Source organism: Methyloceanibacter sp., from assembly GCF_050726195.1.
Taxonomy (GTDB): Bacteria; Pseudomonadota; Alphaproteobacteria; order Rhizobiales; family Methyloligellaceae; genus Methyloceanibacter.
In genome coordinates, this window is sequence record NZ_JBOHJC010000011.1 from 44539 (window position 1) to 71472 (window position 26934).

General features: G+C 63.0%; 20 protein-coding genes. 19 read left to right on the top strand and 1 reads right to left on the bottom strand.

The window, feature by feature from the left end:
- Window positions 1-17: 17 nt before the first annotated feature.
- The 11 genes from ACRECX_RS09380 (at window position 18) to ACRECX_RS09430 (ending at window position 12587) form a co-directional block, all read left to right on the top strand.
- On the top strand, window positions 18-473 hold the full coding sequence (locus tag ACRECX_RS09380) for a hypothetical protein (protein ID WP_431558567.1): 456 nt from the start codon (window positions 18-20) through the stop codon (window positions 471-473).
- Window positions 466-2574: an NADH-quinone oxidoreductase subunit NuoG gene (nuoG, locus tag ACRECX_RS09385; protein ID WP_431558568.1), complete on the top strand. Its 2109-nt coding sequence runs from the start codon at window positions 466-468 to the stop codon at window positions 2572-2574. Before ACRECX_RS09380 ends, nuoG begins: the two co-directional genes overlap by 8 nt.
- On the top strand, window positions 2567-3589 hold the full coding sequence (gene nuoH, locus ACRECX_RS09390; RefSeq protein WP_431558569.1) for an NADH-quinone oxidoreductase subunit NuoH: 1023 nt from the start codon (window positions 2567-2569) through the stop codon (window positions 3587-3589). The genes nuoG and nuoH overlap by 8 nt, the downstream gene beginning before the upstream one ends.
- Window positions 3590-3602: 13 nt before the next feature.
- Complete coding sequence (nuoI, locus tag ACRECX_RS09395; RefSeq protein WP_431558570.1) at window positions 3603-4094, top strand: NADH-quinone oxidoreductase subunit NuoI; 492 nt, start codon at window positions 3603-3605, stop codon at window positions 4092-4094.
- 215 nt (window positions 4095-4309) lie between these two features.
- Complete coding sequence (locus tag ACRECX_RS09400; RefSeq protein WP_431558571.1) at window positions 4310-4918, top strand: NADH-quinone oxidoreductase subunit J; 609 nt, start codon at window positions 4310-4312, stop codon at window positions 4916-4918.
- Window positions 4915-5223 (top strand): NADH-quinone oxidoreductase subunit NuoK, encoded by a 309-nt coding sequence (gene nuoK, locus ACRECX_RS09405; protein ID WP_431558572.1) that lies wholly within the window; start codon window positions 4915-4917, stop codon window positions 5221-5223. Before ACRECX_RS09400 ends, nuoK begins: the two co-directional genes overlap by 4 nt.
- Before the next feature lie 13 nt (window positions 5224-5236).
- Complete coding sequence (nuoL, locus tag ACRECX_RS09410; RefSeq protein WP_431558573.1) at window positions 5237-7162, top strand: NADH-quinone oxidoreductase subunit L; 1926 nt, start codon at window positions 5237-5239, stop codon at window positions 7160-7162.
- Window positions 7159-8673 (top strand): NADH-quinone oxidoreductase subunit M, encoded by a 1515-nt coding sequence (locus ACRECX_RS09415; RefSeq protein ID WP_431558574.1) that lies wholly within the window; start codon window positions 7159-7161, stop codon window positions 8671-8673. The genes nuoL and ACRECX_RS09415 overlap by 4 nt, the downstream gene beginning before the upstream one ends.
- A gap of 12 nt (window positions 8674-8685) precedes the next feature.
- Window positions 8686-10116: an NADH-quinone oxidoreductase subunit NuoN gene (gene nuoN / locus ACRECX_RS09420; RefSeq protein WP_431558575.1), complete on the top strand. Its 1431-nt coding sequence runs from the start codon at window positions 8686-8688 to the stop codon at window positions 10114-10116.
- A complete protein-coding gene (locus tag ACRECX_RS09425) occupies window positions 10117-10887 on the top strand; it encodes a biotin--[acetyl-CoA-carboxylase] ligase (RefSeq protein ID WP_431558576.1) in 771 nt (256 codons plus the stop codon). It abuts the gene before it with no gap.
- An 86-nt stretch (window positions 10888-10973) separates the two neighbouring features.
- Complete coding sequence (locus ACRECX_RS09430; protein WP_431558629.1) at window positions 10974-12587, top strand: ribonuclease J; 1614 nt, start codon at window positions 10974-10976, stop codon at window positions 12585-12587.
- A gap of 138 nt (window positions 12588-12725) precedes the next feature.
- Here ACRECX_RS09430 and ACRECX_RS09435 read toward each other — a convergent pair whose 3' ends face one another.
- Window positions 12726-16151 (bottom strand): class I SAM-dependent DNA methyltransferase, encoded by a 3426-nt coding sequence (locus ACRECX_RS09435; RefSeq protein WP_431558577.1) that lies wholly within the window; start codon window positions 16149-16151, stop codon window positions 12726-12728.
- A gap of 241 nt (window positions 16152-16392) precedes the next feature.
- On the opposite strand from ACRECX_RS09435, the gene mce reads away from it, so the two are divergent.
- From mce to tsf, 8 genes are all read left to right on the top strand, one after another.
- Window positions 16393-16797, top strand: coding sequence for a methylmalonyl-CoA epimerase (gene mce / locus ACRECX_RS09440; protein ID WP_431558578.1), 405 nt, complete (start codon window positions 16393-16395; stop codon window positions 16795-16797).
- Between the two features lie 5 nt (window positions 16798-16802).
- Window positions 16803-17081, top strand: a complete 279-nt coding sequence (locus ACRECX_RS09445; protein ID WP_431558579.1) for a DUF1467 family protein — start codon at window positions 16803-16805, stop codon at window positions 17079-17081.
- A 789-nt stretch (window positions 17082-17870) separates the two neighbouring features.
- On the top strand, window positions 17871-19220 hold the full coding sequence (proS, locus tag ACRECX_RS09450) for a proline--tRNA ligase (RefSeq protein WP_431558580.1): 1350 nt from the start codon (window positions 17871-17873) through the stop codon (window positions 19218-19220).
- A complete protein-coding gene (locus tag ACRECX_RS09455; RefSeq protein WP_431558581.1) occupies window positions 19217-20482 on the top strand; it encodes a lipoprotein-releasing ABC transporter permease subunit in 1266 nt (421 codons plus the stop codon). Before proS ends, ACRECX_RS09455 begins: the two co-directional genes overlap by 4 nt.
- Window positions 20483-20514: 32 nt before the next feature.
- Window positions 20515-21207, top strand: a complete 693-nt coding sequence (locus ACRECX_RS09460) for an ABC transporter ATP-binding protein (RefSeq protein ID WP_431558582.1) — start codon at window positions 20515-20517, stop codon at window positions 21205-21207.
- Between the two features lie 167 nt (window positions 21208-21374).
- The gene (gene dnaE / locus ACRECX_RS09465) at window positions 21375-24842 is read left to right on the top strand and encodes a DNA polymerase III subunit alpha (RefSeq protein ID WP_431558583.1); all 3468 of its coding nucleotides are present in this window, start codon (window positions 21375-21377) and stop codon (window positions 24840-24842) included.
- A 201-nt stretch (window positions 24843-25043) separates the two neighbouring features.
- Entirely contained in the window at window positions 25044-25943 is a 900-nt protein-coding gene (gene rpsB, locus ACRECX_RS09470) for a 30S ribosomal protein S2 (RefSeq protein WP_431558584.1), read from the top strand.
- 47 nt (window positions 25944-25990) lie between these two features.
- Window positions 25991-26920, top strand: coding sequence for a translation elongation factor Ts (tsf, locus tag ACRECX_RS09475; protein ID WP_431558585.1), 930 nt, complete (start codon window positions 25991-25993; stop codon window positions 26918-26920).
- The last annotated feature ends 14 nt before the right edge of the window (window positions 26921-26934 follow it).

A 26934-nucleotide genomic window follows, 5' to 3' on the forward strand; every position in this document is an offset into this window, starting at 1 on the left:
GGCTATGGGACAATTCCGTGACGATCGCGACCATCGCCATGGGCATCGCCGGCATCGCCGCGCTGATCTATGCGCACTTGCAGATCACCGAAGGCCGCAAGGCCGAGCACCGCGCTAATGCCAATGAACTGTGGAGAGAGACCCTGAGGCTCGCCTTCGACAACCCGAAACTGTCCGATCCCACGCTCGGCCTCGCCAAGTTCGATTACGAGACGCTGACCATCGACGGTAGCAAGGAGACGTTTCAGAAATACGAGATGTATGTCGACACCGTGCTCAACGCCAGCGAGGAGATCTTATCGGTGCTGCCGACCAAGGAGTGGGTGACGGCCGTGCGCATCCAGCTCAAGCCCCATAGCGGCTACCTCTTGTCACGCCACTTCCAGTCCTCCGGCTATCTCGAGCAATACACGCCGAAGTTCCGCGCCTTCATGCACGACGCCTTGAGCCAAACCCCGGACAGCCATGCCTAAGCTCATCATCAACGGCAAGGAGCACGACTTCCCGGACGGCATCACCTTGATCCAGGCCTGCGAGCTTGCCGGCATCGAGATCCCGCGCTTCTGCTATCACGAGCGCCTGTCCATCGCCGGCAATTGCCGCATGTGCCTGGTCGAGATCGCCGGCATGCCGAAGCCGGTCGCCTCATGCGCCATGTCCGTCAACGATCTCAGGCCCGGCCGCGACGGCACCTTACCGACCGTCATCACCGACTCCGAGACGGTGAGGAAGGCGCGCGAAGGCGTGCTCGAATTTCTCCTGATCAATCACCCGCTCGACTGCCCGATCTGCGATCAAGGCGGCGAATGCGATCTTCAGGATCAGACCATGGCCTACGGCTTCGACGCCGGTCGCTTCCAGGACAACAAACGCGCCGTCGAGGACAAATATCTCGGGCCGCTCATCGACACGTACATGAATCGCTGCATCCACTGCACGCGCTGCGTTCGCTTCATGACCGAGGTCGCCGGCGTCGAGGAGCTTGGCGCCATCGGCCGCGGCGAGGACATGGAGATCACCACCTATCTCGAGCGCGGCATGATGTCGAACCTGTCGGGCAACATCGTCGATTTGTGTCCCGTCGGGGCGCTGACCTCGAAGCCCTATGCCTTCGTGGCGCGGCCTTGGGAGCTGTCGAAGACGCCGTCGATCGACGTCATGGATGCGCTTGGCAGCGCCATCAGGGTCGATGCGCGCGGCCCCGAAGTCCTGCGCATCCTGCCGCGCATCAACGACGCCGTGAACGAGGAGTGGCTCTCCGACAAGGCCCGCCATGTCTGGGACGGCTTGCGCACCCAGCGCCTCGACCGGCCCTATGTGCGGCGGAACGGCAAGCTCGCGCCGGCGACCTGGGACGAGGCGTTGGCGGTGATCGCCGGTAGGTTCAAGGGGCTCGACGGCAACCGCTTCGGCGCCATTGCCGGCGATCTCGCCGCCGCCGAGGAGCTGTTCGCCCTTAAGCTGCTCGCCGAGCAGCTCGGCTCGCCCAATATCGACTGCCGCCAGGACGGCGCCAAGCTCGATCCCACCCTCGGCCGCGCCACCTATCTCTTCAACACGACCGTCGGCGGTATCGAGGAGGCGGATGCGGTGCTGCTGATTGGCGCCGACCCGCGGGTCGAGGCGCCCGTACTCAACGCCCGCCTCCGCAAACGTTGGCGGCAGGTTGAGGAGCGCCTTGCCATCGGCCTGATTGGGACCGAAGTCGATCTCACTTATGGCTACGACTATCTCGGCGCCGGGCCCGACACCTTGGCCAAGGTCGCCGACGGCTCTCACCCCTTCTTGAAAACGGTTGAGGGCGCGGAACGGCCCATGGTGATCGTCGGCCAGGCGGCGCTGGCGCGGCCCGACGGCGCCGCGGTGCTGGCGCTCGCCGCCAAGGCCGCCATGCAGATGGGCGCGGTCAAGCCGGGCTGGAACGGCTTCAACGTGCTGCACACGGCGGCCGCGCGCGTCGCCGGTCTCGATCTGGGCTTCGTCCCCGGCAAGGGCGGACTCGACGTCGAGGCCATGCTCGACGCCGCGGGCAAAGGCGATCTCGACGTGGTCTACCTGCTCGGCGCCGACGAGATCGACATGGACCTTCTGGGTGATGCCTTCGTCATCTATCAGGGCAGCCACGGCGACCGCGGCGCGCATCGCGCCGATGTGATCCTTCCGGGCGCCGCCTATACCGAGAAGGACGGCACCTACGTCAATACCGAGGGGAGGGCGCAGATGACCGCCCGCGCCATCTTCCCGCCCGGCGAAGCGCGCGAAGACTGGAAGATCGTCCGCGCGCTCTCTGGCGTCCTCGGCAACCCATTACCCTTCGACAACTTGCAAGCCCTCCGCGCCAAGATGTACGACGCCTGCCCGAATCTGGCGTTGCTCGATCTCATCGAGCCGGCGGACGCTGCGGCGATCGAGAAGCTCGCGTCGCGGGCCGCCAAGCCTGGCAAGGAGCGCTTCGGTCGCGCCATCGCCGACTACTATCTCGCCAATTCGGTGGCGCGGGCCTCGGCCATCATGGCGGCCCTGAGCGCCATGCACGCGAGCGCGGGCGAGAAGGCGACCGGCACCCATGGCTGAATTCTGGACCGATTATGGGCTGCCGACCGCGCTCATCATCGCGCACAGCGTCGCGCTCATCGTGATTCTTTTGATCGCGGTCGCCTTCATCCTCTACGCCGACCGCAAAGTCTGGGCGGCGGTGCAGATGCGGCGCGGGCCGAACGTGGTCGGTCCGTTCGGGCTGTGGCAGTCCTTCGCCGACCTGCTCAAATTCATGTTCAAGGAAGTCATCATCCCGGCCGGCTCCAACAAGGGCATCTTCCTGCTGGCGCCGATCGTCACGGCCGGGCTCGCGATCTCCGCCTGGGCGGTGCTGCCGGTGGCCGAAGGCTGGGCCGTGGCCGACATCAATGTCGGCGTGCTTTACATCTTCGCCATCTCGAGCCTTCAGGTCTATGGCGTGATCATGGCCGGCTGGGCGTCGAACTCGAAATACGCCTTCCTCGCCGCGCTCCGTTCCGCCGCGCAGATGGTCTCCTACGAAGTCTCGATCGGCTTCGTCATCGTCACCGTGCTGCTCGCCGCAGGCAGCCTCAATCTGAGCGAGATCGTCGCGGCGCAGGATCGGGGGCTCGGGCTCTTCGGTTGGTACTGGCTGCCGCTGTTCCCCATGTTCGTGGTCTATTTCATCTCATGCCTCGCCGAGACCAATCGGCCGCCCTTCGACCTGCTCGAGGCGGAGTCAGAGCTCGTCGCCGGCTTCATGGTCGAATACTCCTCGACGCCCTATATGCTGTTCATGTTGGGCGAGTATGTCGCCATCGTCCTTCTGTGCGGGCTCGGCACGGTGCTGTTTCTCGGCGGCTGGCTCCCGCCATTTCCGGTGCCGCCCTTCACCTGGATACCGGGCGTGCTATGGTTCGTGCTGAAAGTTGCATTCCTGTTCTTCCTGGTCTCCATGGTCAAGGCCATGGTGCCGCGTTACCGCTACGATCAGCTGATGCGGCTTGGCTGGAAGGTGTTTCTGCCCTTGTCGCTCGCTGCCGTGGTGGTCGTCGCCGTGGTGTTGCGACTTTGGGAATACGGTATTTGAGAGGAGTTGGCGCGTGAAGCGCTTGGCCCAAGCCGCGAAGTCCCTTTTGCTGATGGAGTTTCTGTCAGCGTTCTGGCTCGCCATGAAGTACTTCGTGGCGCCCAAGGCGACCCTCAACTACCCCTACGAGAAGGGCCCGCTCAGTCCCCGCTTCCGCGGCGAGCACGCGCTCCGGCGCTATCCCAACGGTGAGGAACGCTGCATCGCCTGCAAGCTGTGCGAGGCGATCTGCCCGGCCCAGGCCATCACGATCGAGGCGGGCCCCCGGCGCGATGACGGCACCCGCCGCGCCACGCGCTACGACATCGACATGGTGAAATGCATTTACTGCGGCTTCTGCCAGGAGGCCTGTCCCGTCGACGCCATCGTTGAGGGACCGAACTTCGAGTTCGCAACAGAGACGAGGGAAGAGCTTTACTACGACAAGGAACGGCTGCTCGCGAACGGCGACCGCTGGGAACGCGAGATCGCCAAGAATCTAGCGCTCGATGCGCCGTACCGGTGAGGGGGGTAGTTGGTTTATCAATGCAATCACATTCACCGTCATGCCCGGCCTTGTGCCGGGCATCCACGTTTTGCGGCTCGACCGCCAAGCAAGACGTGGATGGCCGGGCCTTCGCCCGCCGAAGCGATGGCCGGCGTCGCGCAAAGCACGGCTTCGGCCCGCGCAGGCGGGACAAGCCCGGCCATGACGAAATCATCATGTGTTGAGACCATTGCATGCTAGCGGCGCTGTTCTTCTATCTCTTCTCCATCATGTGCATTGGCGCGGGTTTCATGGTCATCGCCGCCAAGAACCCCGTGCACGCGGTGCTGTTCCTGATCCTCGCCTTCTTCAACGCGGCAGGCCTGTTCGTGCTGCTCGGCGCCGAGTTTCTCGCCATGATCCTCGTCGTGGTCTATGTCGGCGCCGTGCTCGTACTGTTCCTGTTTGTGGTGATGATGCTCGACGTCAATTTTGCGGAGCTCCGCGCCGGCTTCCTGAAATATCTGCCGATCGGCGCCACGGTCGGGCTCCTTCTGCTCGTGGAGCTCATCTTCATCGTCGGCGCTTGGGTCACTGCGCCTGACCTCGTGACCAATGTGCCGGTGCCCCCTGCCGCGGAGGTCAGCAATACCAGGGCGCTGGGCGAGATTCTTTACACGCGCTACGTCTATCTGTTCGAAGCCGCCGGCCTCATCCTTCTGGTCGCCATGATCGGCGCCATCGTCCTCACTTTGCATCATAAGCGTGACGTGCGCCGTCAGTCCCCCTCGGCGCAAGTCGGCCGCACGCGCGAGCAGGCCGTCGAGCTGGTCGAGGTCGAGTCGGGGAGGGGCCTCAAATGACCGTCGGCCTTTCGCACTATCTCACCGTCGCCGCGATCCTGTTTACGCTGGGCATCTTCGGCATCTTCCTCAATCGCAAGAACGTCATCGTCATTCTGATGGCGATCGAGCTGATGCTGCTCGCGGTCAACATCAATCTGGTCGCGTTTTCCTCCTTCCATGGCGATCTCGTCGGCCAGGTCTTCGCCATGATTGTGCTCACCGTGGCAGCCGCAGAGGCAGCCATCGGGCTTGCCATTGTCGTCGTCTACTTCCGCAACCGCGGCACGATCGACGTCGCCGAAATCGACTTGCTGAAAGGCTGACTGCGGACGCGCGATGTACGAAGCGATCGTCTTCCTCCCGGCGCTTGGCGCCATTTTCGCCGGCTTCTTCGGCCGTTTCGTCGGCGCGCGCGCCTGCGAGGTGGTGACCATCGCGCTGATGTTCATCGCCGCGTTCCTCTCCTGGATTGCCTTTTATCAAGTGGCCATCGAGGGCCACGACGTCCACATCGAACTGCTCGGCTGGATTCATTCCGGCGATCTGAAGACGTTCTGGTCCATCCGCGTCGACACGCTCACCGCGGTGATGCTCGTGGTGGTGAACACGGTGTCGAGCGTTGTTCACCTCTATTCCGTCGGCTACATGGACGAGGATCCGCACAAGCCGCGTTTCTTCGCCTATCTGTCGATGTTCACCTTCGCCATGCTGTCGCTCGTGACGGCGAACGACCTCGTGCAGCTTTTCTTCGGCTGGGAGGGGGTGGGCCTCGCGTCCTACCTCCTGATCGGTTTCTGGTATCAGAAGCCCGCCGCCAACGCCGCCGCCATCAAGGCCTTCATCGTCAACCGGGTCGGCGATTTCGGCTTCGCGCTCGGCATCTTCGCCATCTTCGTCGTGTTTGGCGCTGTGCAGTACGACACGATCTTCGCCGCCGCTCCCGACCAGGTGGGCAAGACCATGGCGTTCCTCGGCTACCAGGTGCCGGTGCTCGAGTTGATCTGCTTCCTCCTGTTCATGGGCGCTATGGGCAAGTCGGCGCAGTTCCTGCTGCATACCTGGCTGCCGGACGCCATGGAGGGCCCGACCCCCGTCTCGGCCCTGATCCATGCGGCCACCATGGTGACGGCGGGCGTCTATATGGTGGCGCGGCTCTCGCCACTGTTCGAGCTTGCGCCCTATGCGCTCGCCTTCGTCGCCATCATCGGCGCCACCAGCGCCTTCTTCGCCGCCACCGCCGCCGTGGTGCAGACCGACATCAAGCGCACCATCGCCTACTCGACCTGCTCGCAGCTCGGTTACATGTTCGCGGCGGAGGGCGTCGGCGCCTTCGGCGCCGGCATGTTCCACCTCTTCACCCATGCCAACTTCAAGGCGCTGCTCTTCCTGTGCGCCGGCGCGGTGACTCACGCGCTTGCCGACAACCGCGACATGCGCCGCATGGGCGGCTTGCGCAAGCTGATGCCTTTCACCTGGGCCATGATGCTGATCGGCTCGCTGGCGCTGACCGCCTTTCCGCTCACCTCCGGTTTCGTCTCCAAGGACTACATCATCGAGACGACCTGGTTCGATCACACCCCCGTCGGTCTCTACACCTACTGGATGACCCTGATCGCCGCGTTTCTTACCGCGCTCTACACCTGGCGGCTCATGTTCATGACCTTCGAGGGCAACTTCCGCGGCGGCAAGCAGGCCATGGACCACGTCCACGACGCGCCGTGGACCATGGGCGTGCCCATGGTGATCCTCGCCGCCGGCGCGCTGTTCGCCGGTCTCGCCTTCCGGCACCTGTTCATCGGCGCGGACGAGGCGTCGTTCTGGCGCGACGCCATTGCGCTGCAAGAAGCCGCCCACCACGACATCCCGTTCTGGCTGACCTTGTCGCCGACCCTCGCCATGACCATTGGCTTCCTCATCGCCTGGTATTGCTACATGTGGCAGCCGCTGCTCCCGTTCGCGCTGCTCAAGCGCTTCCCGGCGACCAACCGGTTCTTCCTCAACGCCTGGTACTTCGATGCCCTGTACGACTTCCTGTTCGTGCGGCCGGCCAGGCGGCTCGGGTACTTCTTGTGGAAGTTCGGCGACGGCACCGTCATCGACGGCATCGGCCCCAACGGCGTCGCTGCCCGCGTGATCGACATCACCAACCGCGTCGTCAAGCTGCAGACCGGCTACATCTATCACTACGCCTTCATCATGCTGATCGGCGTGGCGCTGCTCATCACCTATTTCATCTTCACCGGCGGGGGGATCAAGCCATGAGCTATAGCTGGCCGATCCTCTCTACCGTGGTGTTCCTGCCGCTGCTCGGCGCGCTCCTGATCCTAACCTTGCGCGGCAACGACGAGAGCGCGTTCCGCAACGCCCGCTACATCGCGCTGTGGACCACGCTCATCACCTTCGCCATCTCGCTCCTGTTGTGGCGCGATTTCGATCCCTCGACGGCGCAATTCCAGTTCGTCGAGCTCCGCCCCTGGCTCGGGGCGATCACCTTCCACATGGGCATCGACGGCATCTCCATGCCGTTCGTCCTCCTCACCACGCTGCTTCTGCCGCTGTGCATCCTGTCGAGCTTCGGCGCCATCAAGGTGCGGGTGAAGGAGTTCATGATCGCCTTCCTCGTGCTCGAGACCTTGATGCTCGGCGTGTTCACCTCCCTCGACCTCGTCATGTTCTATCTATTCTTCGAGGGCGGGCTCATTCCGATGTTCCTCATCATTGGCATCTGGGGCGGCCCGCGGCGCGTCTACTCCAGCTTCAAATTCTTCCTCTACACCTTGGCAGGCTCGTTGCTGATGCTGCTTGCTATCATGGCGATCTACTGGGAGGCCGGCACCACCAACATCCCGGCGCTGCTCGAGCACGACTTCCCGCCGCAGATGCAGACCTGGCTGTGGTTCGCCTTCCTCGCCTCGTTCGCCGTGAAGCTCCCCATGTGGCCGGTGCATACCTGGCTGCCCGACGCCCATGTCGAGGCGCCGACTGCCGGCTCGGTGATCCTCGCCGGCATCCTCTTGAAGCTCGGCGGCTATGGCTTCCTGCGCTTCTCGATCCCCATGTTCCCGCTCGCCTCCGCCGAGTTTGCGCCACTCATCTTTGCGCTTTCCGTCGTGGCGATCATCTACACCTCGCTCGTCGCGCTTGCGCAGGAAGACATGAAGAAGCTGATCGCCTACTCCTCGGTTGCTCATATGGGCGTCGTCACCATCGGCCTCTTCACCATCACCATGCAGGGCCTCCAGGGCGGCATCTTCATGATGCTCTCTCACGGCATCGTCTCGGCCGCGCTCTTCCTCTGCGTCGGCGTGCTCTACGACCGCATGCACACCCACGAGATTTCGGTGTTCGGTGGCCTCGTCAACCGCATGCCGCTTTACGCCTTCTGTTTCATGCTCTTCACCTTGGCCAATGTCGGCCTGCCCGGCACCACGGGCTTCGTCGGTGAGTTCCTCAGCCTGCTCGGCGCCTTCGAGGTCAATACCTGGGTCGCCTTCCTCGGCACCACCGGCATCATTCTGTCGGCCGCGTACGCGCTGTGGCTCTACCGCAGGATCATCTTCGGCAAGCTGGAGAAGTCCGCGCTTCGCAATATCAAGGACTTGAGCTGGCGCGAGGTGGCGGTGATGGCGCCGCTCATTGTCATCACCGTCTATTTCGGCTTTTACCCGAACCCCGTCCTCGACGTCTCTTCGGTGTCCGTCGAGGCATTGATGACCAACTTCCAATCGAGCCTTGCCGCCGCCGAAGGGGCGCGGCTCGCGCTCATGCCGTGAGGGACGCGCCACGTGCCGCAGCCGCTCGATCTTGGCTTGATCTTGCCGGAGCTGGTCCTTGCGATCGGCGCCATGGCCTTCCTTATGCTGGGCGTCGCCACAAAGCGTGACCGTAGCGAGCTGATCCTTTGGCTGGCCGTGGTTCTTCTCGTCGTCGCCGGCATCTTCGTCGCGTCGGGCGAGGGGACGGAGACCCTGTTTGCCGGCAGCTTCATCATCGACCCCTATGCGCGCATCCTCAAACTCCTCACCCTGACGGGGGCGGCCGTGGCCCTCGTCATGTCCGTCGGCTACTGGCGCAGCGCCGGCGGCGTGAAGTTCGAATTCCCCATCCTCGTGCTGTTCGCGACGACCGGCATGTTGATGATGATCTCGGCCAACGATCTCATTGCCCTCTATGTCGGCCTCGAGCTGCAAAGCCTCGCGCTCTATGTCGTTGCTGCCTTCCGCCGGGATTCGGCGCACTCGGCCGAGGCCGGTTTGAAATACTTCGTCCTCGGTGCGCTGTCCTCTGGCATGCTGCTCTACGGCGCGTCGCTGGTCTACGGCTTCACCGGCTCGACCGAGTTCGCCCAGATCGCCGCTTCTGTGCAGCCGTCCGGCGCCAATCTTGGGCTGATCTTCGGCCTGGTGTTTCTCATGGCGGGCTTCGCCTTCAAGATCTCGGCCGTGCCGTTCCACATGTGGACGCCCGACGTCTATGAAGGCGCGCCGACCCCGGTCACCGCGTTCTTCGCCGCGGCGCCGAAGCTCGCCGCCATGGCGCTCACCGTGCGGGTCTTGATCTCGGCGTTCCCCGCCGTGACCCTCGAATGGCAGCAGATCGTGGTGTTCCTCGCCATAGCCTCCATGGCGCTCGGCTCGTTTGCGGCGATCGGCCAGCGCAACATCAAGCGGCTGATGGCCTATAGCTCGATCGGCCACATGGGCTATGCCTTGGTCGGACTTGCCGCCGGTACGCCGGCGGGCGTGCAAGGCGTGATCGTCTATCTCGCTATCTATCTGGTGATGACCCTCGGCACCTTCGCTTGCATCCTGGCCATGCGCCGGGACGGCAAAATGGTCGAGGAGATCGACCAATTGTCAGGCCTCTCGCGCACCAGCCCGCTCATGGCGCTGATGCTGGCCATTCTTTTATTCTCGCTCGCCGGTATTCCGCCCCTTGCAGGCTTCTTCGCCAAGTTCTACGTGTTCCTGGCCGCCATCGAGGCAGGCCTTTATGCGCTCGCCGTGATCGGCGTGCTCCTGAGCGTGGTGGGGGCGTACTACTATCTTCGCATCGTCAAGATCATGTATTTTGACGACCCAGCCGAGCGCTTCGAGCCCATGCAGGCGTCTCTAGCCGCCGTGCTCGGGGTGAGCGGCCTGTTCATCCTGCTTTACTTCGTGTATCCCGCGCCCTTGGTAGCGTTTGCCGGCGCAGCCGCAAAGTCCTTGTTCTAGATGAGCTATTTTGCTTCCACGTCACCCAAGATGCCGGCCGGCTACCGGCTGCTCAAGCTGGATACGGTCGACTCCACCAACGCCGAGGCGAGGCGCCGCGCGGAAATGGGCGAGCCGGGCCCGTTGTGGATCTGGTCTGCGCGCCAATCCAAGGGCCGCGGCCGCGCCGGCCGCGAGTGGACCTCCCAGGTCGGCAACCTATTTGCCAGCCTTCTGATCAGGCCGAAATGCAACCTGCAGACGGCAAGCCAACTTGCGCTCGTTGCGGGGATTGCCGCCCACGACACCGTCGCCAAGCTCATTGCCTATGAGGGCCGTTCCGATCTTCTGCTCAAATGGCCGAACGATGTCCTGTTGGCCGAGGAGAAGGTGGCCGGCATGCTGCTCGAAAATGTGAGCGGCACCAAAGGCAGCGGATCCGTGGTGGTGATCGGCACCGGCATCAATCTCGCCAACCACCCGCCGAACCTGCCCCAGCCTGCCATAAGCCTCGCCGCCTATGGCCTCAGCGTGAGCCCGGGAGAAGCGCTGCAAGTTCTGGCGACGACCACCCATGAATGGCTCATGCGTTGGGGCGAGGGTGCGACGTTTCCCACCATTCGCCGCGCTTGGCTCGATCGCGCCGGGCCCACGGGTCGGAAGCTCCACGTCAGGCTCAACGGCGAAGAGACCGAAGGTACCTACGCGGGTCTCGACTCCGACGGCGCGCTCCGTCTCAAGACGGCTGACGGCGAGCAGCGCATCACCGCCGGCGACGTTTTCTTCCGGTGAGGCGCTCGCGCTCGGTGACCCGAAAATCGGACCGCAAAACAGACGAACTCGTGTTCGTGCCGCTCGGCGGCGTGGGCGAGATCGGCATGAACCTCTATCTCTACGGGTTCGGGCGCGACGGCGCGCGCCAATGGCTGATCGTCGACATGGGTGTAACGTTCGGCGGCGAGTACGAGCCGGGCATCGACGTCATCCTGCCTGATATCCGCTTCCTCGAGGAGGAGCGCCATAACATCGTGGGCCTCCTGCTCACCCACGCGCACGAGGATCATTTCGGCGCCGTGGCCGATCTCTGGCCGTTGCTTGGCGGCGTCACCGTCTACGCCACCCCGTTCACCGCCGAGATGCTGAAATCGAAGCTCGGCGAGATGGGCATGGTCAATGGTTTCCCGCTCGAAGTCATCCCCATGGAGAGCCGCCGCGCTATCGGCCCGTTCGACGTCGAGCTCATCAGCATGTCTCACTCCATTCCCGAGCCGTCTGCGGTGGCGATCACCACCCCGCTCGGCACGGTGCTGCACACGGGCGACTGGAAGCTCGACGAGAATCCGCTAACCAGCGCTCCGACCGATGTCGCCCGCCTCCAGGAGCTTGGACGCAACGGCATGGCGGCGCTGATCTGCGACTCCACCAATGCCATTCGCGACGGGATCTCGCCATCGGAGGCCGATGTCGCCATTGCTCTCGCCAAGCTCATCGCCGAAGCGCCGCAACGCGTCGCCGTGACGACCTTTGCCTCGAACGTGGCGCGGGTCCGCTCGGTAGCCAATGCCGCCCGCGCTGCCGGCCGCGAGCTCGTCGTCGTTGGCCGTGCCATGTATCGTGTCATCGAGGCGGCGCAGGCGACCGGCTATCTCGATCCCGATCTCCATTTCCACGAGGAGACGGCGTTCGAAAAGCTGCCGCCCCGCAAGGTCGTGGCTCTTTGTACCGGCAGCCAGGGCGAGCCGCGCGCCGCCATGGCCCGCATCGCCGCCGGCGAGCATCCCAACGTCACCCTCGATGCAGGCGACCGGGCCATCTTCTCCTCGCGCACGATCCCAGGGAACGAGAAGGCTGTGGGGCGCCTACTCAATGCCTTGGCCGACAACGAGGTCGACATCATCACCGACCAGGATGCGCCGGTCCATGTTTCCGGCCATCCGCGGCGCGGCGAGCTCGAGCAGCTCTACGATTGGGTGAAGCCCGCGATCGCGGTGCCGATGCACGGCGAAGGGCGCCATCTCGAGGCCCATGCCAAGCTCGCCGAGGCGCTTGGCGTCAAGCAGGTGGTGCGGGCCCGCAACGGCACCATGGTGCGGCTGCTGCCGCAGCCGGCCGCGATCATCGACGACGTGCCGGTGGGGCGGCTCTACCGCGACGGCGCCATCATCACCCACGCCGATCACGGCCAAGTCCGCGAACGGCGCAAGCTGAGCTTCGCCGGGTCGGTCGTCGTGTCGCTCGTTCTCTCCGAGAAGGGGGAACTCCTTGCCGATCCCGAAGTCGCGCTCTCAGGACTGCCCGCCACCAGCGTCGACGGCACACCGTTCGAGACGATCGTCCGCGACGCCGCCATCGGCACCGTGGAGAGCATTCCCCGCCCGCGCCGCAAGGACCCCGCGCTCGTCAGCGAGGCGGTGCGCCGCGGCGTGCGCGCCGCCGTCAATCAGGCCTGGGGCAAGAAGCCCGTGTGCTCCGTCCTCCTCACGGTGATTTAGGGGTTAGTACTTCCGCATCGAATCCCTCCCCGGAGGGGAGGGTAGTCGCGCCCCGATCTTCGCGAAGCGAAGTCGGCCGGCGCGGCGGGTGGGGCGAGACCCGAGGGTCATGGCCGGGCTTGACCCGGCGATCCACGATTAGGCGCTGCGGCGGAGCGAGAAGCTCTCGCCTCGATCAGTCGATGCGAGATGGCCAAGTCGCGCAAGCGCGAGGATGGTAAGCGCGACACGCTTCTCGATGCGCTTGCCTTGGGCGAAGCTCGCGGCGATTTCATTGATCGTCAGAGGTCGTGGCGCAGCAGCCAGGACCGACATGACGGCGGCAGTCTCGGCAAGCTCGTCGTCGGTCGGGTAGCGCGGCTTGCCATTCACGGGTTCGGCCTCAAGTGCAAGAGCGTCCTGGGCTGCACGCGCCTTCTCTTTCTCAGCCTTGAGCCGCGCCTTCTCCGCGTCAGAGCCGAAACGTGGAATCTGATAATCGGGTCTGAGCCAGCGTACCTTGCCTTGTTTCTCTTCGGCAGCTCGTTCTTGGTTGAGCGCGACAAGGCGCTCCAGAATCTGCTCGTCACTCAGGTCGTCGGGCCAGCCATAAGCCTGGAATACGAGCTTATCGAGCCGCTCGTGTAGCTCCTTCAGAATCAGAATGAGGCCCTCATCCTTGATGCGCTCTTCGTCCTTGCTTAGAGCCTCGCCAGCCTTCAGCTTCTCAAGTACATTGTACACCTGTGTAAGCGTAAGCTTTGGATGCTCCGCTTGACGGTCTTTGCGGTGCCTGTCGAGTGCTTCAGCTAGGGCACACACCTCAGCTCTTACTTCGCTGCCAACCTCAGGAAAGGGGAAGGGATCAAAACAATCAGAATGATTGTAATTAGAGTCGTTCCCAACGCCCAACCAGGCGCCAGCGGCCAACGACCACTTTACATGTGTCGACGAACTGAGCACCCCAAGAGAGTACCCGTCGCCTAGTCCAATGAAGATTATCTTGGCGTCAGGCACGATCGCCGAATCTAGAAAGGTGAAGAAGCGATATCGAGCCGTTCTGCAGGTGGCGATGTAGCGTTCTTGTCCCATGCTTAGATCGACGATCTCAGGCCGTCGTCGTCCAAACCTCCACCAATAATCGCGGAACGCAGGATCGTTATTGGTTGCGCGCTCTGGCTTCACCCGCTCCAAGAGGATTTCATATGCGTGAGGATACTTGTCCCTCAGCTCGGTTTCACTCCAGGCATTGACGTCGATTACATAGCGTTCTTCTGCAACGTCTGTGAGATCGTTGCCAATTCGATATGGACGAATGATTGTCTGATACTCAGGACTGATATCGATCAAGTGGCGCCTCTCGGGTGGTTTAAGCCGAAAACCCTCGCCGACGAGGATCACCCCCTGTTGAGATACCGATCGATTGGAGATGAGTGGGTTGGTCTTTGACGTGTCCGCGCCTATGGTGAGTCTAACGTTAATCAGTCCCTCAGTTTCCCGGTAGCTGGTCACTGGGGCATTGCCCCGTCTCGACCTTCCTGTTTGAATTTCAACGAGCTTTCCCGGTGAGACTCCCAACTTCGCCGCGAGCATGGCAACTCGGACCTGAGCCCCTTTTTCAACGTCCACCCACGGGTGATCTGGAATCGCAAAGATCACGCTACATCTGGGTTCCGTCTCTGAAAGATAAGCCAAGCCGGGGCGATTGAGTGGTTGAACTATGCTATTGGTGGCAATAAGCCCGAACCTAGTAATCCTCGCCCGCTTCAGGAACTCCGCACATCGAAACCACCAGTACATAACTAAGTCGACGCTACCAGGCACGGCTGGGTACGCACTGCGCAGCGCCTTCACGTATTCGCTGCCGAGGCGTGCCTTTAGGCGCTTGTTTCCAATGAATGGTGGATTGCCGATTATGAACTCTGCCTCTGGCCAGTCGGGCTGGCGCGCCTTTGGATAGGTTACTTTGCCTTCAATGATTTGAGGAACCGGCCATCCCTCCCAAGTCAGCACGGCATCCTTCACCTCGATGTTCCTAAAGTCGCGCAGGATCGGCTCCGACGGCGCGCTTCCCTTGGTCCGGAAGTGCCATTGCAGATAGCCGAGCCAGATCACAAGCTCGGCGATCGCCGCCGCACGCGGATTGAGCTCAAGACCAAGGAACTGATGAGGATCGACAGTATGCCGTTCGAGACTCGACAGCGCCTCCTGGCCGCCGAGATCGAGCAATGACTCCAACACCTCGCCTTCGAGGCGCTTCATCAGCTCCATCGAGACGTAGAGGAAGTTTCCGGTGCCGCACGCGGGATCAAGTACGCGTGTATCACACAGCTTGTCGTGGAAGGCCTTGACCACGGCGAGAGCATCCTTGCCGCGCTTCTCCTTCCTCAATCGTTCTGCAGTTGCCTGGACGTTCGCCCATTCAACACGAAGCGGCTCAATGATTGTTGCAACGACGAGGCGCTCGACATAGGCCCGCGGTGTATAGTGCGCACCGAGGCGTTTCCGTTCTTCTTTGTCCAACGCCTGCTCCAACAGCGTGCCGAAGATGGCAGGCTCGACCTCGCGCCAATTCGCTTTGGCCGCGGCGACCAATTCGCCGATCTCCTCCCTGCCGAGTGGAAGCGCCTTTGCATCGGCGAATAGGCGCCCGTTGAAACGCGGCACCTTACGCTCGATAGCGTAGGCGAACTCGCCCTTGTCCATGGCGACCCAAAGCTGCTCGACCATCGGCGCAAACTTGCTTGGATCGTCGGCACACTTGGCGAGGAGCGTTGTGAAAGACTCCTTCGGCAGAAGTTCGACATCCTCGGCAAACATCGTGAAGAGGCAGCGCATCAGAAACAAGGCGACCTGCTCGGCGTCGTAACCCTTGGCTTCGAGTGCCTTGGACACCTGCGCGAGCCGCGCCGCAATCTCGCGCGTCACCTTCGCCGATTGCCGTGAAAGATCGAGGGCCTGCGGATCGGTCCAAATCAGCTTCAGCCGCTTGCGAACATCCTCCTTCCGCAAATCCTCCAGAAAGATGCGGAAGCCCTGGCGGTCAGGGAACTGCGCGTAGTTTTTTCCTTGTCCTGAGAAGTCGGCGTAGACCTCGATGCAGTGACCAACGTCGCAGACGAGGATGAAGGGCGGCCAGCCGTGGCTGGCGGGTAAGGCCTTCGCATACTCCTCCGCCTGGCGCCGCGCGTTCATCATGAGAACGTCCCAGCCGCGATTGGCCGAACGTCGCCCTTGCGACTGGGTGTCGGAGACGAACAAATCTTCTTGTCCCGGGATTGCCTTAGGTCGGCCTTCGAGCCTGCTCTGTTTGGCTTCGAGGACGAAGCTCCCCTTCTTGTAAAGGTCGATGCGGCCGGGACTCTCCGAACCGTCGGCTTCCTTGAACTTCACGCCATACTCGAAGACGTAGCTATCGAGAGAAGCATCGCCCCTGGTCGGTTCTGGCTCAGGAAGATCGAGCAGCTTGCAAAGGTCTTTTGCGAAGCTCTGGAAGTTCGCGCGCTCGGCCCCGCTGGATTGGCTCCAGTGGGCAACAAACGCCTCAACCTGGAGTTCTTCCGTCTTTCCAGACGCTTCGTTCACACCTTTTCCTCCCGGCGCGCAGTGTGTCCCGCCGCGGGGGGTTGGGCAACCGGAAGGTGTGGGTTGAAAAATCGTGGATGGCCGGGCCAAGCCCGGCCATGACGAGCCCTTGGTTGTGGCGAGAGGCACCCTTCGAGACCTCGCTTTAGGGGGGGCGCGAGCCGGGTGAGGGGGCTCGACGACGGTCCGGGAGCGCGCTACGTGCTTGCTCGCAAGCAGCAGCCAAAGGAGACTGTTGAAAATGATCGGCCGCTTGAACCATGTCGCCATCGCCGTCCCTGACCTGAAGGCCGCGACCGAAATCTACCGCGACACGCTCGGCGCTCATGTGTCGGCCGAAGAGGACCAGCCCGAGCACGGCGTGACCACCGTGTTCATCGAATTGCCCAACACCAAGATCGAGCTGCTCGGGGTGCTCGGCGACAACTCGCCGATCGCCGCCTTCCTCGAGCGCAATCCGAACGGCGGCATTCATCATCTCTGTTACGAAGTGCCGGACATCAGGGCGGCGCGCGACCGTCTCGTGGCGCAAGGCGCGCGCGTGCTCGGTAATGGCGAGCCGAAGATCGGCGCCCACGGCAAGCCCGTCCTGTTCCTGCACCCGAAGGATTTTTGCGGCACCCTGGTCGAGCTCGAAGAGGCGTAAGAGCCATGACCCTCGGCTTCGCCGCCGCGATCTATTTCATCATCTGGTGGCTCGTGCTGTTCGCCATGTTGCCGATCGGCGTGCGCACTTCCGAGGAGGCGGGGGAGACTCGCGCGCCCGGCTCGGCCGAGAGCGCGCCGCATCGGCCCAACCTCCTGCCCAAGATGGTGGCGACGACGGTGATCGCCAGCGTCATCTTCGCCGGCATCTACGCGGTCATCGTGCATCGCGTGATCGCGCTCGACGACATCCCGTTCTTTCCGCGCTACGAGAAGGTGCAATAGGGGGCTAGGCGCCAGAACCCGAGTCTTGCGCGCCGATTCCGCCGCCTTACACGCCAGTTCCGCCGCCTTACACGCCGAATCCGCCGCCATGCGCGCCAAATTGCGCGCATGCACTGGTTTTGGCGCTGGTTCTGGGCAAGATCAAACGGACTTGCCGCAAGTAGCTTGCCGCAAGTAGAATGGAGCAAAAAAAAGCAAGGTCGAATGACCTTGCTTTCAGTCTTTGCGACTCCTTATCCCCTCAAGCTGACATGTTCGCTGCCACGGATGACAACCAAAAAACGTCTGCTGAAGGGCGGCGGCGCCATGTTGGCGCGCCAGGAGTACTTCCTCCCAAGACTTGGACCTCGTCCAATCTCAACGCGCAACTCCGAGATCGTCGCCGGTCCCGAACGCTCCTACGTTGTGCCGGGGACACTAGCCTAGGCGCGCCAAATTGTCACCATGATTGTGACCGGTCGCCGCAGATTTATCGTTCGGAGCCAGGAGGACACAAGACGAACCGGGACAAGTCTCTAGTGTCGGTCCCGACAATTCTACCTGGAGCCGCGGCGACATTTGCCGCCACGGCCCGGGGGCGGGGAAACCTTGCACCACCGCTCGTTGTACCGCGCCTCGATTGCCTGCGGACTTTGCGCGGCAGGCCGAATCACCGAACCGCTGGAATTCGCGGCCGAAACTGGCTATTAGCCCGCTAGGGGGCCGGCGCGAGGTCGATTTTCACGCTGAATCATGCCTCATGGTCACGGGCGGTCCTTTAGCCCCGCTCCTAACGCCGAACAGCTACCAATGCGCCTCAGCCGCTATTTTTTGCCTCTCTTGCGCGACGATCCCAAGGAAGCGGAGATCGTATCTCACCGGCTGATGCTCAGGGCCGGACTCATCCGCCAATCGAGCGCCGGCATCTATTCCTGGCTCCCGCTCGGCCACCGCGTTTTGCGCAAGATCGAGCAGATCGTGCGCGAGGAACAGGATCGCGCCGGCGCCATCGAACTGCTGATGCCCACCATCCAACCGGCGGAGCTGTGGCGCGAGAGCGGCCGCTACGACGACTATGGCAAGGAGATGCTGCGCATCGCTGACCGCCATGAGCGCGACATGCTGTACGGCCCAACCAATGAGGAGCTGATCACGGCGATCTTCCGCGATGCGGTAAAGTCTTACAAGGATCTGCCGCGCATCCTTTATCATATCCAATGGAAGTTCCGCGACGAGATCAGGCCGCGCTTCGGCGTCATGCGCGGCCGCGAGTTCCTCATGAAGGACTCATACTCCTTCGATTTGACGGTCGAGGATGCACGAAGGTCCTACAACAAAATGTTCGTCGCCTATCTGCGCACCTTCAGCCGCATGGGACTGAAATCGATTCCCATGGCGGCGGAGACAGGACCCATCGGTGGCGATCTCTCCCATGAGTTCATAATTTTGGCTGATACGGGGGAGAGCGAGGTCTACTGCCACAGAAATTATCTCACGCTTGAGCCGCCTGGACCCGAGCTCGACTACGAAAGCGATCTTGCGCCCCTGATTCGGGCATGGACCGATAACTATGCCTCGACCATCGAGAAGCATGACGCCGCACGCTTCGAGCAGGCAGTACCGCCGGCCGATCGGGTGACCGCGCGTGGTATCGAGGTCGGGCACATCTTCTTCTTTGGAACGAAGTATTCGGAGCCCATGGGCGCGAAGGTGCAAGGCCCGGACGGAGAGCTTGTGACGGTGCAGATGGGGTCCTACGGCATCGGCGTATCACGGCTTGTCGGCGCTATCATCGAAGCCTCTCACGACGATGCTGGCATTATCTGGCCCGCGGCAGTCGCGCCCTTCGATGTCGGGCTCATCAATCTGAAGGTCGGCGATACAGAGACCGACCGGGCGTGCGAGGACCTTTACGCCCGGCTCAAGGACGCGGGGCTCGAGGTTCTCTACGATGACCGTGACGACAGGGCGGGGGCCAAGTTCGCGGCCATGGACCTTATTGGCCTTCCGTGGCAGCTTATCGTCGGCCCTAAAGGCCTAAAAACGGGCGAGATTGAGCTGAAGGAGCGCGCCACCGGGGCGCGCCATAGTCTTACCTTCGATGCCGCTTTGAATCGCCTCGTCGCGTCGGCGCATCAGGCGAGAAAGGAAGCGGCATGAACGCAACCTCGGGCACACGGGCCTTCGCGCCTTTCGAATGGATGGTGGCGCTGCGTTACTTGCGCGCACGCCGCCGCGAAGGCTTCATCTCGGTGATCGCCGGCTTCTCCTTCATCGGCATCACGCTGGGGGTCATGACCCTCATCATTGTTATGGCAGTGATGAACGGCTTCCGCCAAGAGCTGTTCGACAAGATGCTCGGTCTCAACGGTCATGTCGTGGTGCACAGCCTCGGAGCTTTCACCGATTACGATGACGTGGCCGGTCGGATCCGCGACGTCGATGGCGTCAAATACGCCCTGCCTCTGGTCGAGGGTCAGGTTCTGATCTCCACGCCGCATACCTCAAGCGGCGCTTTGGTACGGGGTTTGCGGGAGCAGGATCTCAAAAGCCTCAAGGCGATTTCCAGCAACATTCGCTTTGGCACGCTCGACGGCTTCGACGACGAACCGGGGCTTGCTATCGGCACCCGCATGGCCAACGACCTCAACGTGAGGGTTGGCGATGAGGTTTCCATTCTCACCCCGCGTGGCGCCTCCACAGCGCTCGGCACCGCACCGCGTACCAAACGTTATCCGGTCGTCGCCATCTTCGAGATCGGCATGTCCGAATATGACGCGAGCATCCTGTTCATGCCGCTTGAGGAGGCGCAACGCTATTTCAACCAGCCCGACAGCGTCACGGTGCTCGAGGTTGTGCTCGATTCCCCCGACGAAGTCGCCGTACTTGCCCCCAAAATCATCACCGCGGGCGGCCCGACCATTTATGTTACGGATTGGCGCCAACGGAACGCAACCTTCTTCACCGCGCTCCAAGTTGAGCGCAACGTGATGTTTCTCATCCTCGCGCTCATCGTGCTCGTGGCGGCGCTCAACATCATCTCCGGCCTCATAATGCTGGTGAAGGACAAGAGCCGTGACATCGCCATCCTGCGCACCATGGGAACGACGCGCGCTGCCGTCATGCGCATCTTCTTCATCACCGGCGCCAGCATCGGCATCGTCGGCACCATCGCCGGCTTCGCGCTCGGCGTGCTCGTTTGCCTCAATATCGACCGTATCCGCGCGTTCGTCGGTTGGCTTACCGATACCGAGCTGTTTCCGGCCGAGCTCTACTACCTCTCGCAGCTTCCGGCCGATATGGACACGGGCGAGACCGCATCCGTGGTTATTATGGCCCTCCTCTTGTCGGTGCTCGCCACGGTCTATCCGTCCTGGCGGGCGTCACGACTCGATCCGGTCGAAGCTCTGCGCTACGAGTAGGGGGCGAGGTGGATAATCCTGAACGAGCCCCCGTGCTGCGCCTCGAACGTGTGGATCGCAGTTTTACGCAAGGCGACCGGCGCATCGACGTGTTGAAAAGCGCGACTGCCGCCTTTTATCCCGGCGAGACCGTGGCACTGCTCGGTCCCTCGGGCGCCGGCAAGTCGACTTTGCTCCACATCGCCGGACTCTTGGAGCGGCCGAACGCGGGCAGGGTCGTCATCGACGGCGCCGACTGCGGCGCCCTCTCGGACAACGAGCGAACCCGCCTGCGCCGCATGGAGGTTGGGTTCGTCTATCAGTTCCATCACCTGCTGCCGGAGTTCTCGGCGCTCGAGAACATCACCCTGCCTCAGCTTATCCTCGGCCTTAGCAAGGAAGAGGCCGAGGCCCGCGCGCGTGGTCTCTTGGAGACGCTTGGCCTGAAGGATCGCTGGGACCATCGGCCGGCTGAGCTTTCCGGGGGCGAGCAGCAGCGCGTCGCCATCGCCCGTGCCGTGGCCAATAGACCCAAAGTCCTGCTTTCCGACGAGCCGACCGGCAACCTCGATCCCCATACGGCAGAACGCGTGTTTGAGGAGCTTCTCAGGCTCGTCAACGAGGAAGGCGTGGCGGCGGTGGTGGCGACCCACAACCTCGACCTCGCCGCCCGCATGGACCGCATTTTGCGCCTGACCGAGGGTCACCTCGTCGAGGAAGAAGTCGTCGTGCTGGACGCCGACTAATCTACCTGCTTGCAAAAAGAACATAACGGGAACACTATCAGCCCAGCGGGCGTCATGCCAGCGAAAGCCGGTATCCAGTGGATGAAAGGCCGTGGGAACTGGATTCCGGCCTTCGCCGGAATGACAACAGGAGAGCTACTGAATCTAGACACACCGAGGGACCTTCCGTGAGCGATCGCCCCCAACCCTTCGTGCATCTCCGGGTGCACTCAGCCTACTCGCTGCTCGAAGGGGCGCTCACGATCCCGCGGCTCGTGGCGCTCGCCACCGCCGACGCGGCTCCTGCGCTGGCGCTGACCGATTCCAACAATCTCTTTGGTGCGCTCGAGTTCTCCGAGGCTATGGCTGGTGCAGGGATCCAGCCCATTATCGGCTGCACCCTCGCACTGTCTTTCGTCACGGCGCGCGAGCCGATGCCCGGCGCCGAACAGCGCGGGCCGAAGGCCGATGGCCGCATCGCACTGCTCGCCAAGGACGACACTGGCTACGCCAATCTGATGCGCCTCTCGACCGCCGCTTATTTCACCGCGGCGGAGACGGGGGACGCGCTCGTCACCATCGACGAACTCGCCCACCACGCGGCAGGCTTGATCGTGCTCACGGGCGGGCCGGAAGGGGTCATCGATGCTGCGCTGATCGATGATAATCCGGATCTTGCCCGTAGCCGCCTGGAAGCGCTGCAGGCCTTGTTCGGCGATCGGCTCTACGTGGAGGTCCAGCGGCACGGGCTGCCGCAGGAAAGGGCAGTCGAGCCGCAACTCGTGAAGCTCGCCTACGATTCGGACCTGCCTCTCGTCGCCACCAACGAGCCATTCTTCGCCACCAAGGATGATTTCGAGGCCCATGACGCGCTCATCTGCATCGCGCAAGGCAGTTACGTCGCCGTGGACGAGCGCCGGCGCTTAAGTCCCGATCACTACTTCAAAACCGCGGAGGAGATGCTGGCTCTGTTCGCCGATCTCCCCGAGGCGATCGAGAACACCGTCGAGATCGCTCAGCGTTGCGCGTTTCGGCCCATGCTGCGCGAGCCCATTCTGCCGCCGTTCCTCACCCGCGGCGAGGCCACGAACGCGCTTGCCGAGACGGAGGCTGCGGAGCTCAGGCGTCAAGCAGAGGCGGGCCTCGAGGACCACATCGCCCAGCATGGCGTCGCCCCAGGACATGACGCGGAGTCCTACGCCAAGCGGCTCGCCTTCGAGCTCGATGTCATCACCGGCATGAACTACCAGGGCTACTTCCTGATCGTGGCCGACTTCATCAAGTGGACGAAAGGGCAGGGCATCCCCGTCGGCCCCGGCCGTGGCTCCGGCGCGGGCTCGCTCGTCGCCTACGCGCTTACCATCACCGATCTCGATCCCATCCGCTTCGGGCTCCTGTTCGAGCGCTTCTTGAATCCCGAGCGGGTATCCATGCCCGACTTCGACATCGACTTCTGCCAGGACCGGCGTGACGAGGTGATCGCCTATGTCCGCGAGCGCTACGGCGACGACCGGGTCGCGCACATCATCACCTTCGGCAAGCTTCAGGCGCGGGCGGTCCTGCGCGATGTCGGCCGCGTCTTGCAGATGCCCTATGGCCAAGTCGACCGCCTGTGCAAGCTCGTGCCCATGAACCCGGCCAATCCCGTCAACTTGGCGCAAGCCATCGCCGGCGAGCCGCGCCTGCAGGAAGAGCGCGACAAGGAGCCCATCGTCGCCAAGCTCCTTGACATCGGCCAGCGGCTCGAGGGCCTCTACCGCCACGCCTCGACCCATGCCGCGGGCGTGGTCATCGCCGACCGGCCCTTGATCGACCTCGTGCCGCTCTATCGCGACGCGCGCGCGCAGCTCCCCGCCACCCAGTTCAACATGAAGTGGGCGGAGGCCGCCGGCTTGGTGAAGTTCGACTTTCTTGGCCTAAAGACGCTCACCGTGATCGACACGGCGCGAAGGCTGATTGCCCGGCACGGTCCCGACATCGACCCGTCGAAGATCCCCCTCGACGATCCCGCCGCCTACGAGCTGATGCAGCGTGGCGACACGGTCGGCGTGTTCCAGCTCGAAGGTCAAGGCATGCGCGATGCCCTGCGCAAGCTGAAGCCAGATCGTTTCGAGGACATCATCGCCATCGTGGCGCTCTACCGGCCCGGTCCGATGGACAACATCGATACCTACGTGAACCGCAAGCACGGACGCGAGGAGATCGAGAGCCTACACCCCATGATCGAGCCGATCCTGGCGGAGACCTACGGCGTCATCATTTACCAGGAGCAGGTGATGCAGATCGCGCAGGTCCTCTCCGGTTACTCGTTGGGCGAGGCGGATTTGCTGCGCCGTGCCATGGGCAAGAAGATCAAGAAGGAAATGGATGCGCAGCGGAAGCGCTTCGTCACCGGCGCGATCGCAAACGGTGTCGATAAGGGACGGGCCGAATACATCTTCGAGCTGGTGGCCAAGTTCGCGGGCTACGGCTTCAACAAGTCGCACGCCGCCGCCTACGCGCTCATTGCCTATCAGACAGCATATTTCAAGGCGAACTATCCGGTCGAGTTCGTCGCCGCCTCGATGACGCTCGATATGGGCAACGCCGACAAGCTCAACAGTTTCGCCCAGGAGGCGCGGCGTCTCGGCATCCGCCTGGAGCCACCATCTGTCAATCGCTCGGAAGTCGGCTTCGCGCCGAGTGATGGCGCGATCCGTTATTCGCTCGCGGCCTTGAAGAACGTCGGGCGCCACGCCGTCGAACACATTTGTGTGGAGCGCGAGGAGCGGGGTCCATTCCGCGATATTTCGGACTTCGCCCGGCGCATCAACCCGCGCACGGTCAACAAGCGTGCGCTCGAGATGCTTGCCGCCGCCGGCGCGCTCGACGAGCTTGGCGTTGATCGCGCCACCGCTTTCGCCAATGTCGATTTGATCATTGCCGCCGGGAACCGGTCGTTGGAGACGAGCGCCGAAGGCCAAGAGGACCTCTTCTCCGGCGCACAACATGCGCCGCCGCCGATCGAGTTGCGCGCCGCCAAGCCATGGGTGCCGACGGACAGTCTCAGCAAGGAGTTCGAGTCTGTCGGCTTCTTCCTCACCGGCCATCCGCTCGACGACTACCAGGAGGTTCTCGAGGGCCTAGGCGCCGAGACTTGGGCGGAGTTCGCAATCAAGGCGCGCCAGCGCCGGGTCGTCGGCAGCTTGGCGGGCACCGTGCTCTCCGCCCGCGAGCGGAAGGGCAAGAGCGGCAATCCTTACGCCTTCGTCGCCTTTTCCGACCCCACCGGCCAGTTCGAGGCCGTGGTTTTCTCCGAAGCGCTGTTGGCCTCTCGGCCTCTGCTGGAGCCGGGGACGGCGGTCTTGCTCGACGTGGAGGCGGAGGCCGATGGCGAGACCGTGCGGGTCAGGGTACAGCGCATTTCTTCGCTCGACCGTGCCGCAGAAGCACGCTCCGCGGGCATGAAGGTCTACATAGAGGACGCCAGGGCGCTCGGGCCACTGGCCACGCGGGTCGGGGCCAAGGGCGGCGAGGGCCAGTTCCGCTTGGTGCTCCGGCTGGAGGATCTCTCCAAAGAGGTGGAATTCGTCCTCCCACAAGGGATCGACACCACGCCGCGGCAAAGAAGCGAGCTCAAGCTCGTTGAGGGGGTGGCCTCCGTCAGCGCGCTCTAGGCCTTGCGGAGCCTCGGCTTTCAGCGCTTTTCCGCCCTTGCCAAGCTCCCCACCCACCCCTATAACCCGCCACATCTCACACGCGGGATGCTAAGCGTCACTCAAGCCTCCCAGGCTTGCGCGCTCGCTCCGGTGACCGGCTTTCGGCTGGTCTCTCTTGTCCCGCGGCGGCAGAACCGGAAAAAGGAGTTAAGCAGTCCAATGGCACTGCCCGATGTCTCTATGCGCCAGCTCCTGGAAGCTGGCGTGCATTTTGGTCACCAGACCCATCGCTGGAACCCGAAGATGGCGCCGTATATCTACGGCTCCCGCAACAACATCCACATCATCGACCTGACCCAGACCGTACCGCTGCTGCATCAGGCGCTGCTCACAGTCTCCGATGTGGTGGCCAAAGGCGGCCGCGTGCTTTTCGTCGGCACTAAGCGCCAAGCGGCCGAGGCGGTCGCCGACGCGGCCAAATCGTCGGCCCAGTACTTCATCAACCACCGCTGGCTCGGCGGCACGCTGACCAACTGGCGCACCATTTCCAATTCCATCAAGCGCCTCAAGTCGCTCGAAGAGCTTCTCGAGGGCGACCATCACGGTTTAACCAAGAAGGAGCTGCTTCAGCTCACCCGCGAGAAGGACAAGCTCGAGCGCTCCCTCGGCGGCATCAAGGATATGGGCGCGCCGCCCGACCTGATGTTCGTGATCGACACCAATAAGGAGGCGATTGCCATCGCCGAGGCCCGCAAGCTCAACATGCCGGTCGTGGCCATCGTCGATTCCAACTGCGATCCTGATGGCATCAGCCATCCCGTCCCTGGCAACGACGACGCCGGCCGCGCCATCACCCTTTACTGCGACCTCATTGCCCGCGCCGCGATCGACGGCATCGAGCGGGCGCAAGGGTCGGTGGGCATCGATCTCGGCGGCGCCGAGGAGCCTATGTCGGAGCCCGGACTGGAAGGCGAGGAGGCGCCGAGACACGCAGATCGCGCGCCTAAGAAGAAGCCGGCCAGGGGTTCTGCCAAGGCCAGGCCAGACGGCAGGAGGTCCCCGAAGAGGGCCGAGGGCCAGCCCGAGACTAAGGCCACGCCCGAGGCGCAGAAAGACTGACAGCAAGACGTCTCGCCAGGTCGCGAGACCAAAGGCAAGAGGATCCCATGGCGACGATAACCGCAAGCATGGTCAAAGAGCTGCGCGACAAGACCGGCGCGGGCATGATGGACTGCAAATCGGCGCTTAACGAGACCGGCGGCGACATGGAGGCCGCCGTCGATTGGCTGCGGGCTAAGGGCTTGGCCAAGGCCGCCAAGAAGGCCGGCCGTGTCGCGGCCGAAGGATTGATCGGACTGTCCGGCGACGACAAAGCGGCAGCCTTGGTCGAGGTCAATTCCGAGACCGACTTCGTGGCGCGCAACACGACGTTCCAACAAATGGTGCGCGAGATCGCTGCCGCCGCGCTCAAAGCCAAGGGCGATGTCGAGAAGCTCGGCGCCGAGACCTACGGCAACACCAAGTCCACCGTTGCCGACACGTTGAAAGAGATGATCGGCTCCATCGGCGAGAACATGACCCTCCGCCGCACCGCGTATCTTGCTGCCGGTAAGGGCGTCGTTGCCACCTACATCCACAACCAGGTATCCCCTGGCCTCGGCAAGATCGGCGTCATCGTCGCTATCGAATCGACGGGCGACCAGGAGATTCTGAAGACGTTTGGCAAGCAGGTGGCCATGCATGTCGCTGCGGCCAACCCGCAAGCCGTCGACACCGCGGATCTCGACAAGGATTTGATCGAGCGCGAACGCGCGGTTCTGACCGAGCAGGCCAAGGAGTCTGGCAAGCCCGCGCAAGTGATCGAGAAGATGGTTGAGGGGCGCTTGCGCAAATTCTATGAGGAGGTCGTGCTGCTTCAGCAACCCTTCGTCCATGATCCGGAGCTGACCGTCGCGAAGGCGCTGGAGGCTGCGGCGAAGGACGTCGGCGCGCCGATCAAGATTACTGGCTTCTACAGGTTCGCACTCGGCGAGGGCATCGAAAAGGGCGAGAGCGATTTCGCCGCCGAGGTTGCCGCCGCCGCGTCAGGGTCCTAGGACCGGGTCGGGGC

Bases quoted from the DNA above. Each gene is read 5' to 3' on its own strand.
- nuoG (WP_431558568.1), top strand. From the start codon at position 466: ATGCCTAAGCTCATCATCAACGGCAAGGAGCACGACTTCCCGGACGGC.
- nuoH (WP_431558569.1), top strand. From the start codon at position 2,567: ATGGCTGAATTCTGGACCGATTATGGGCTGCCGACCGCGCTCATCATC.
- ACRECX_RS09400 (WP_431558571.1), top strand. From the start codon at position 4,310: ATGCTAGCGGCGCTGTTCTTCTATCTCTTCTCCATCATGTGCATTGGC.
- nuoK (WP_431558572.1), top strand. From the start codon at position 4,915: ATGACCGTCGGCCTTTCGCACTATCTCACCGTCGCCGCGATCCTGTTT.
- nuoL (WP_431558573.1), top strand. From the start codon at position 5,237: ATGTACGAAGCGATCGTCTTCCTCCCGGCGCTTGGCGCCATTTTCGCC.
- ACRECX_RS09415 (WP_431558574.1), top strand. From the start codon at position 7,159: ATGAGCTATAGCTGGCCGATCCTCTCTACCGTGGTGTTCCTGCCGCTG.
- ACRECX_RS09425 (WP_431558576.1), top strand. From the start codon at position 10,117: ATGAGCTATTTTGCTTCCACGTCACCCAAGATGCCGGCCGGCTACCGG.
- ACRECX_RS09430 (WP_431558629.1), top strand. From the start codon at position 10,974: ATGAACCTCTATCTCTACGGGTTCGGGCGCGACGGCGCGCGCCAATGG.
- mce (WP_431558578.1), top strand. From the start codon at position 16,393: ATGATCGGCCGCTTGAACCATGTCGCCATCGCCGTCCCTGACCTGAAG.
- ACRECX_RS09445 (WP_431558579.1), top strand. From the start codon at position 16,803: ATGACCCTCGGCTTCGCCGCCGCGATCTATTTCATCATCTGGTGGCTC.
- proS (WP_431558580.1), top strand. From the start codon at position 17,871: ATGCGCCTCAGCCGCTATTTTTTGCCTCTCTTGCGCGACGATCCCAAG.
- ACRECX_RS09455 (WP_431558581.1), top strand. From the start codon at position 19,217: ATGAACGCAACCTCGGGCACACGGGCCTTCGCGCCTTTCGAATGGATG.
- rpsB (WP_431558584.1), top strand. From the start codon at position 25,044: ATGGCACTGCCCGATGTCTCTATGCGCCAGCTCCTGGAAGCTGGCGTG.
- tsf (WP_431558585.1), top strand. From the start codon at position 25,991: ATGGCGACGATAACCGCAAGCATGGTCAAAGAGCTGCGCGACAAGACC.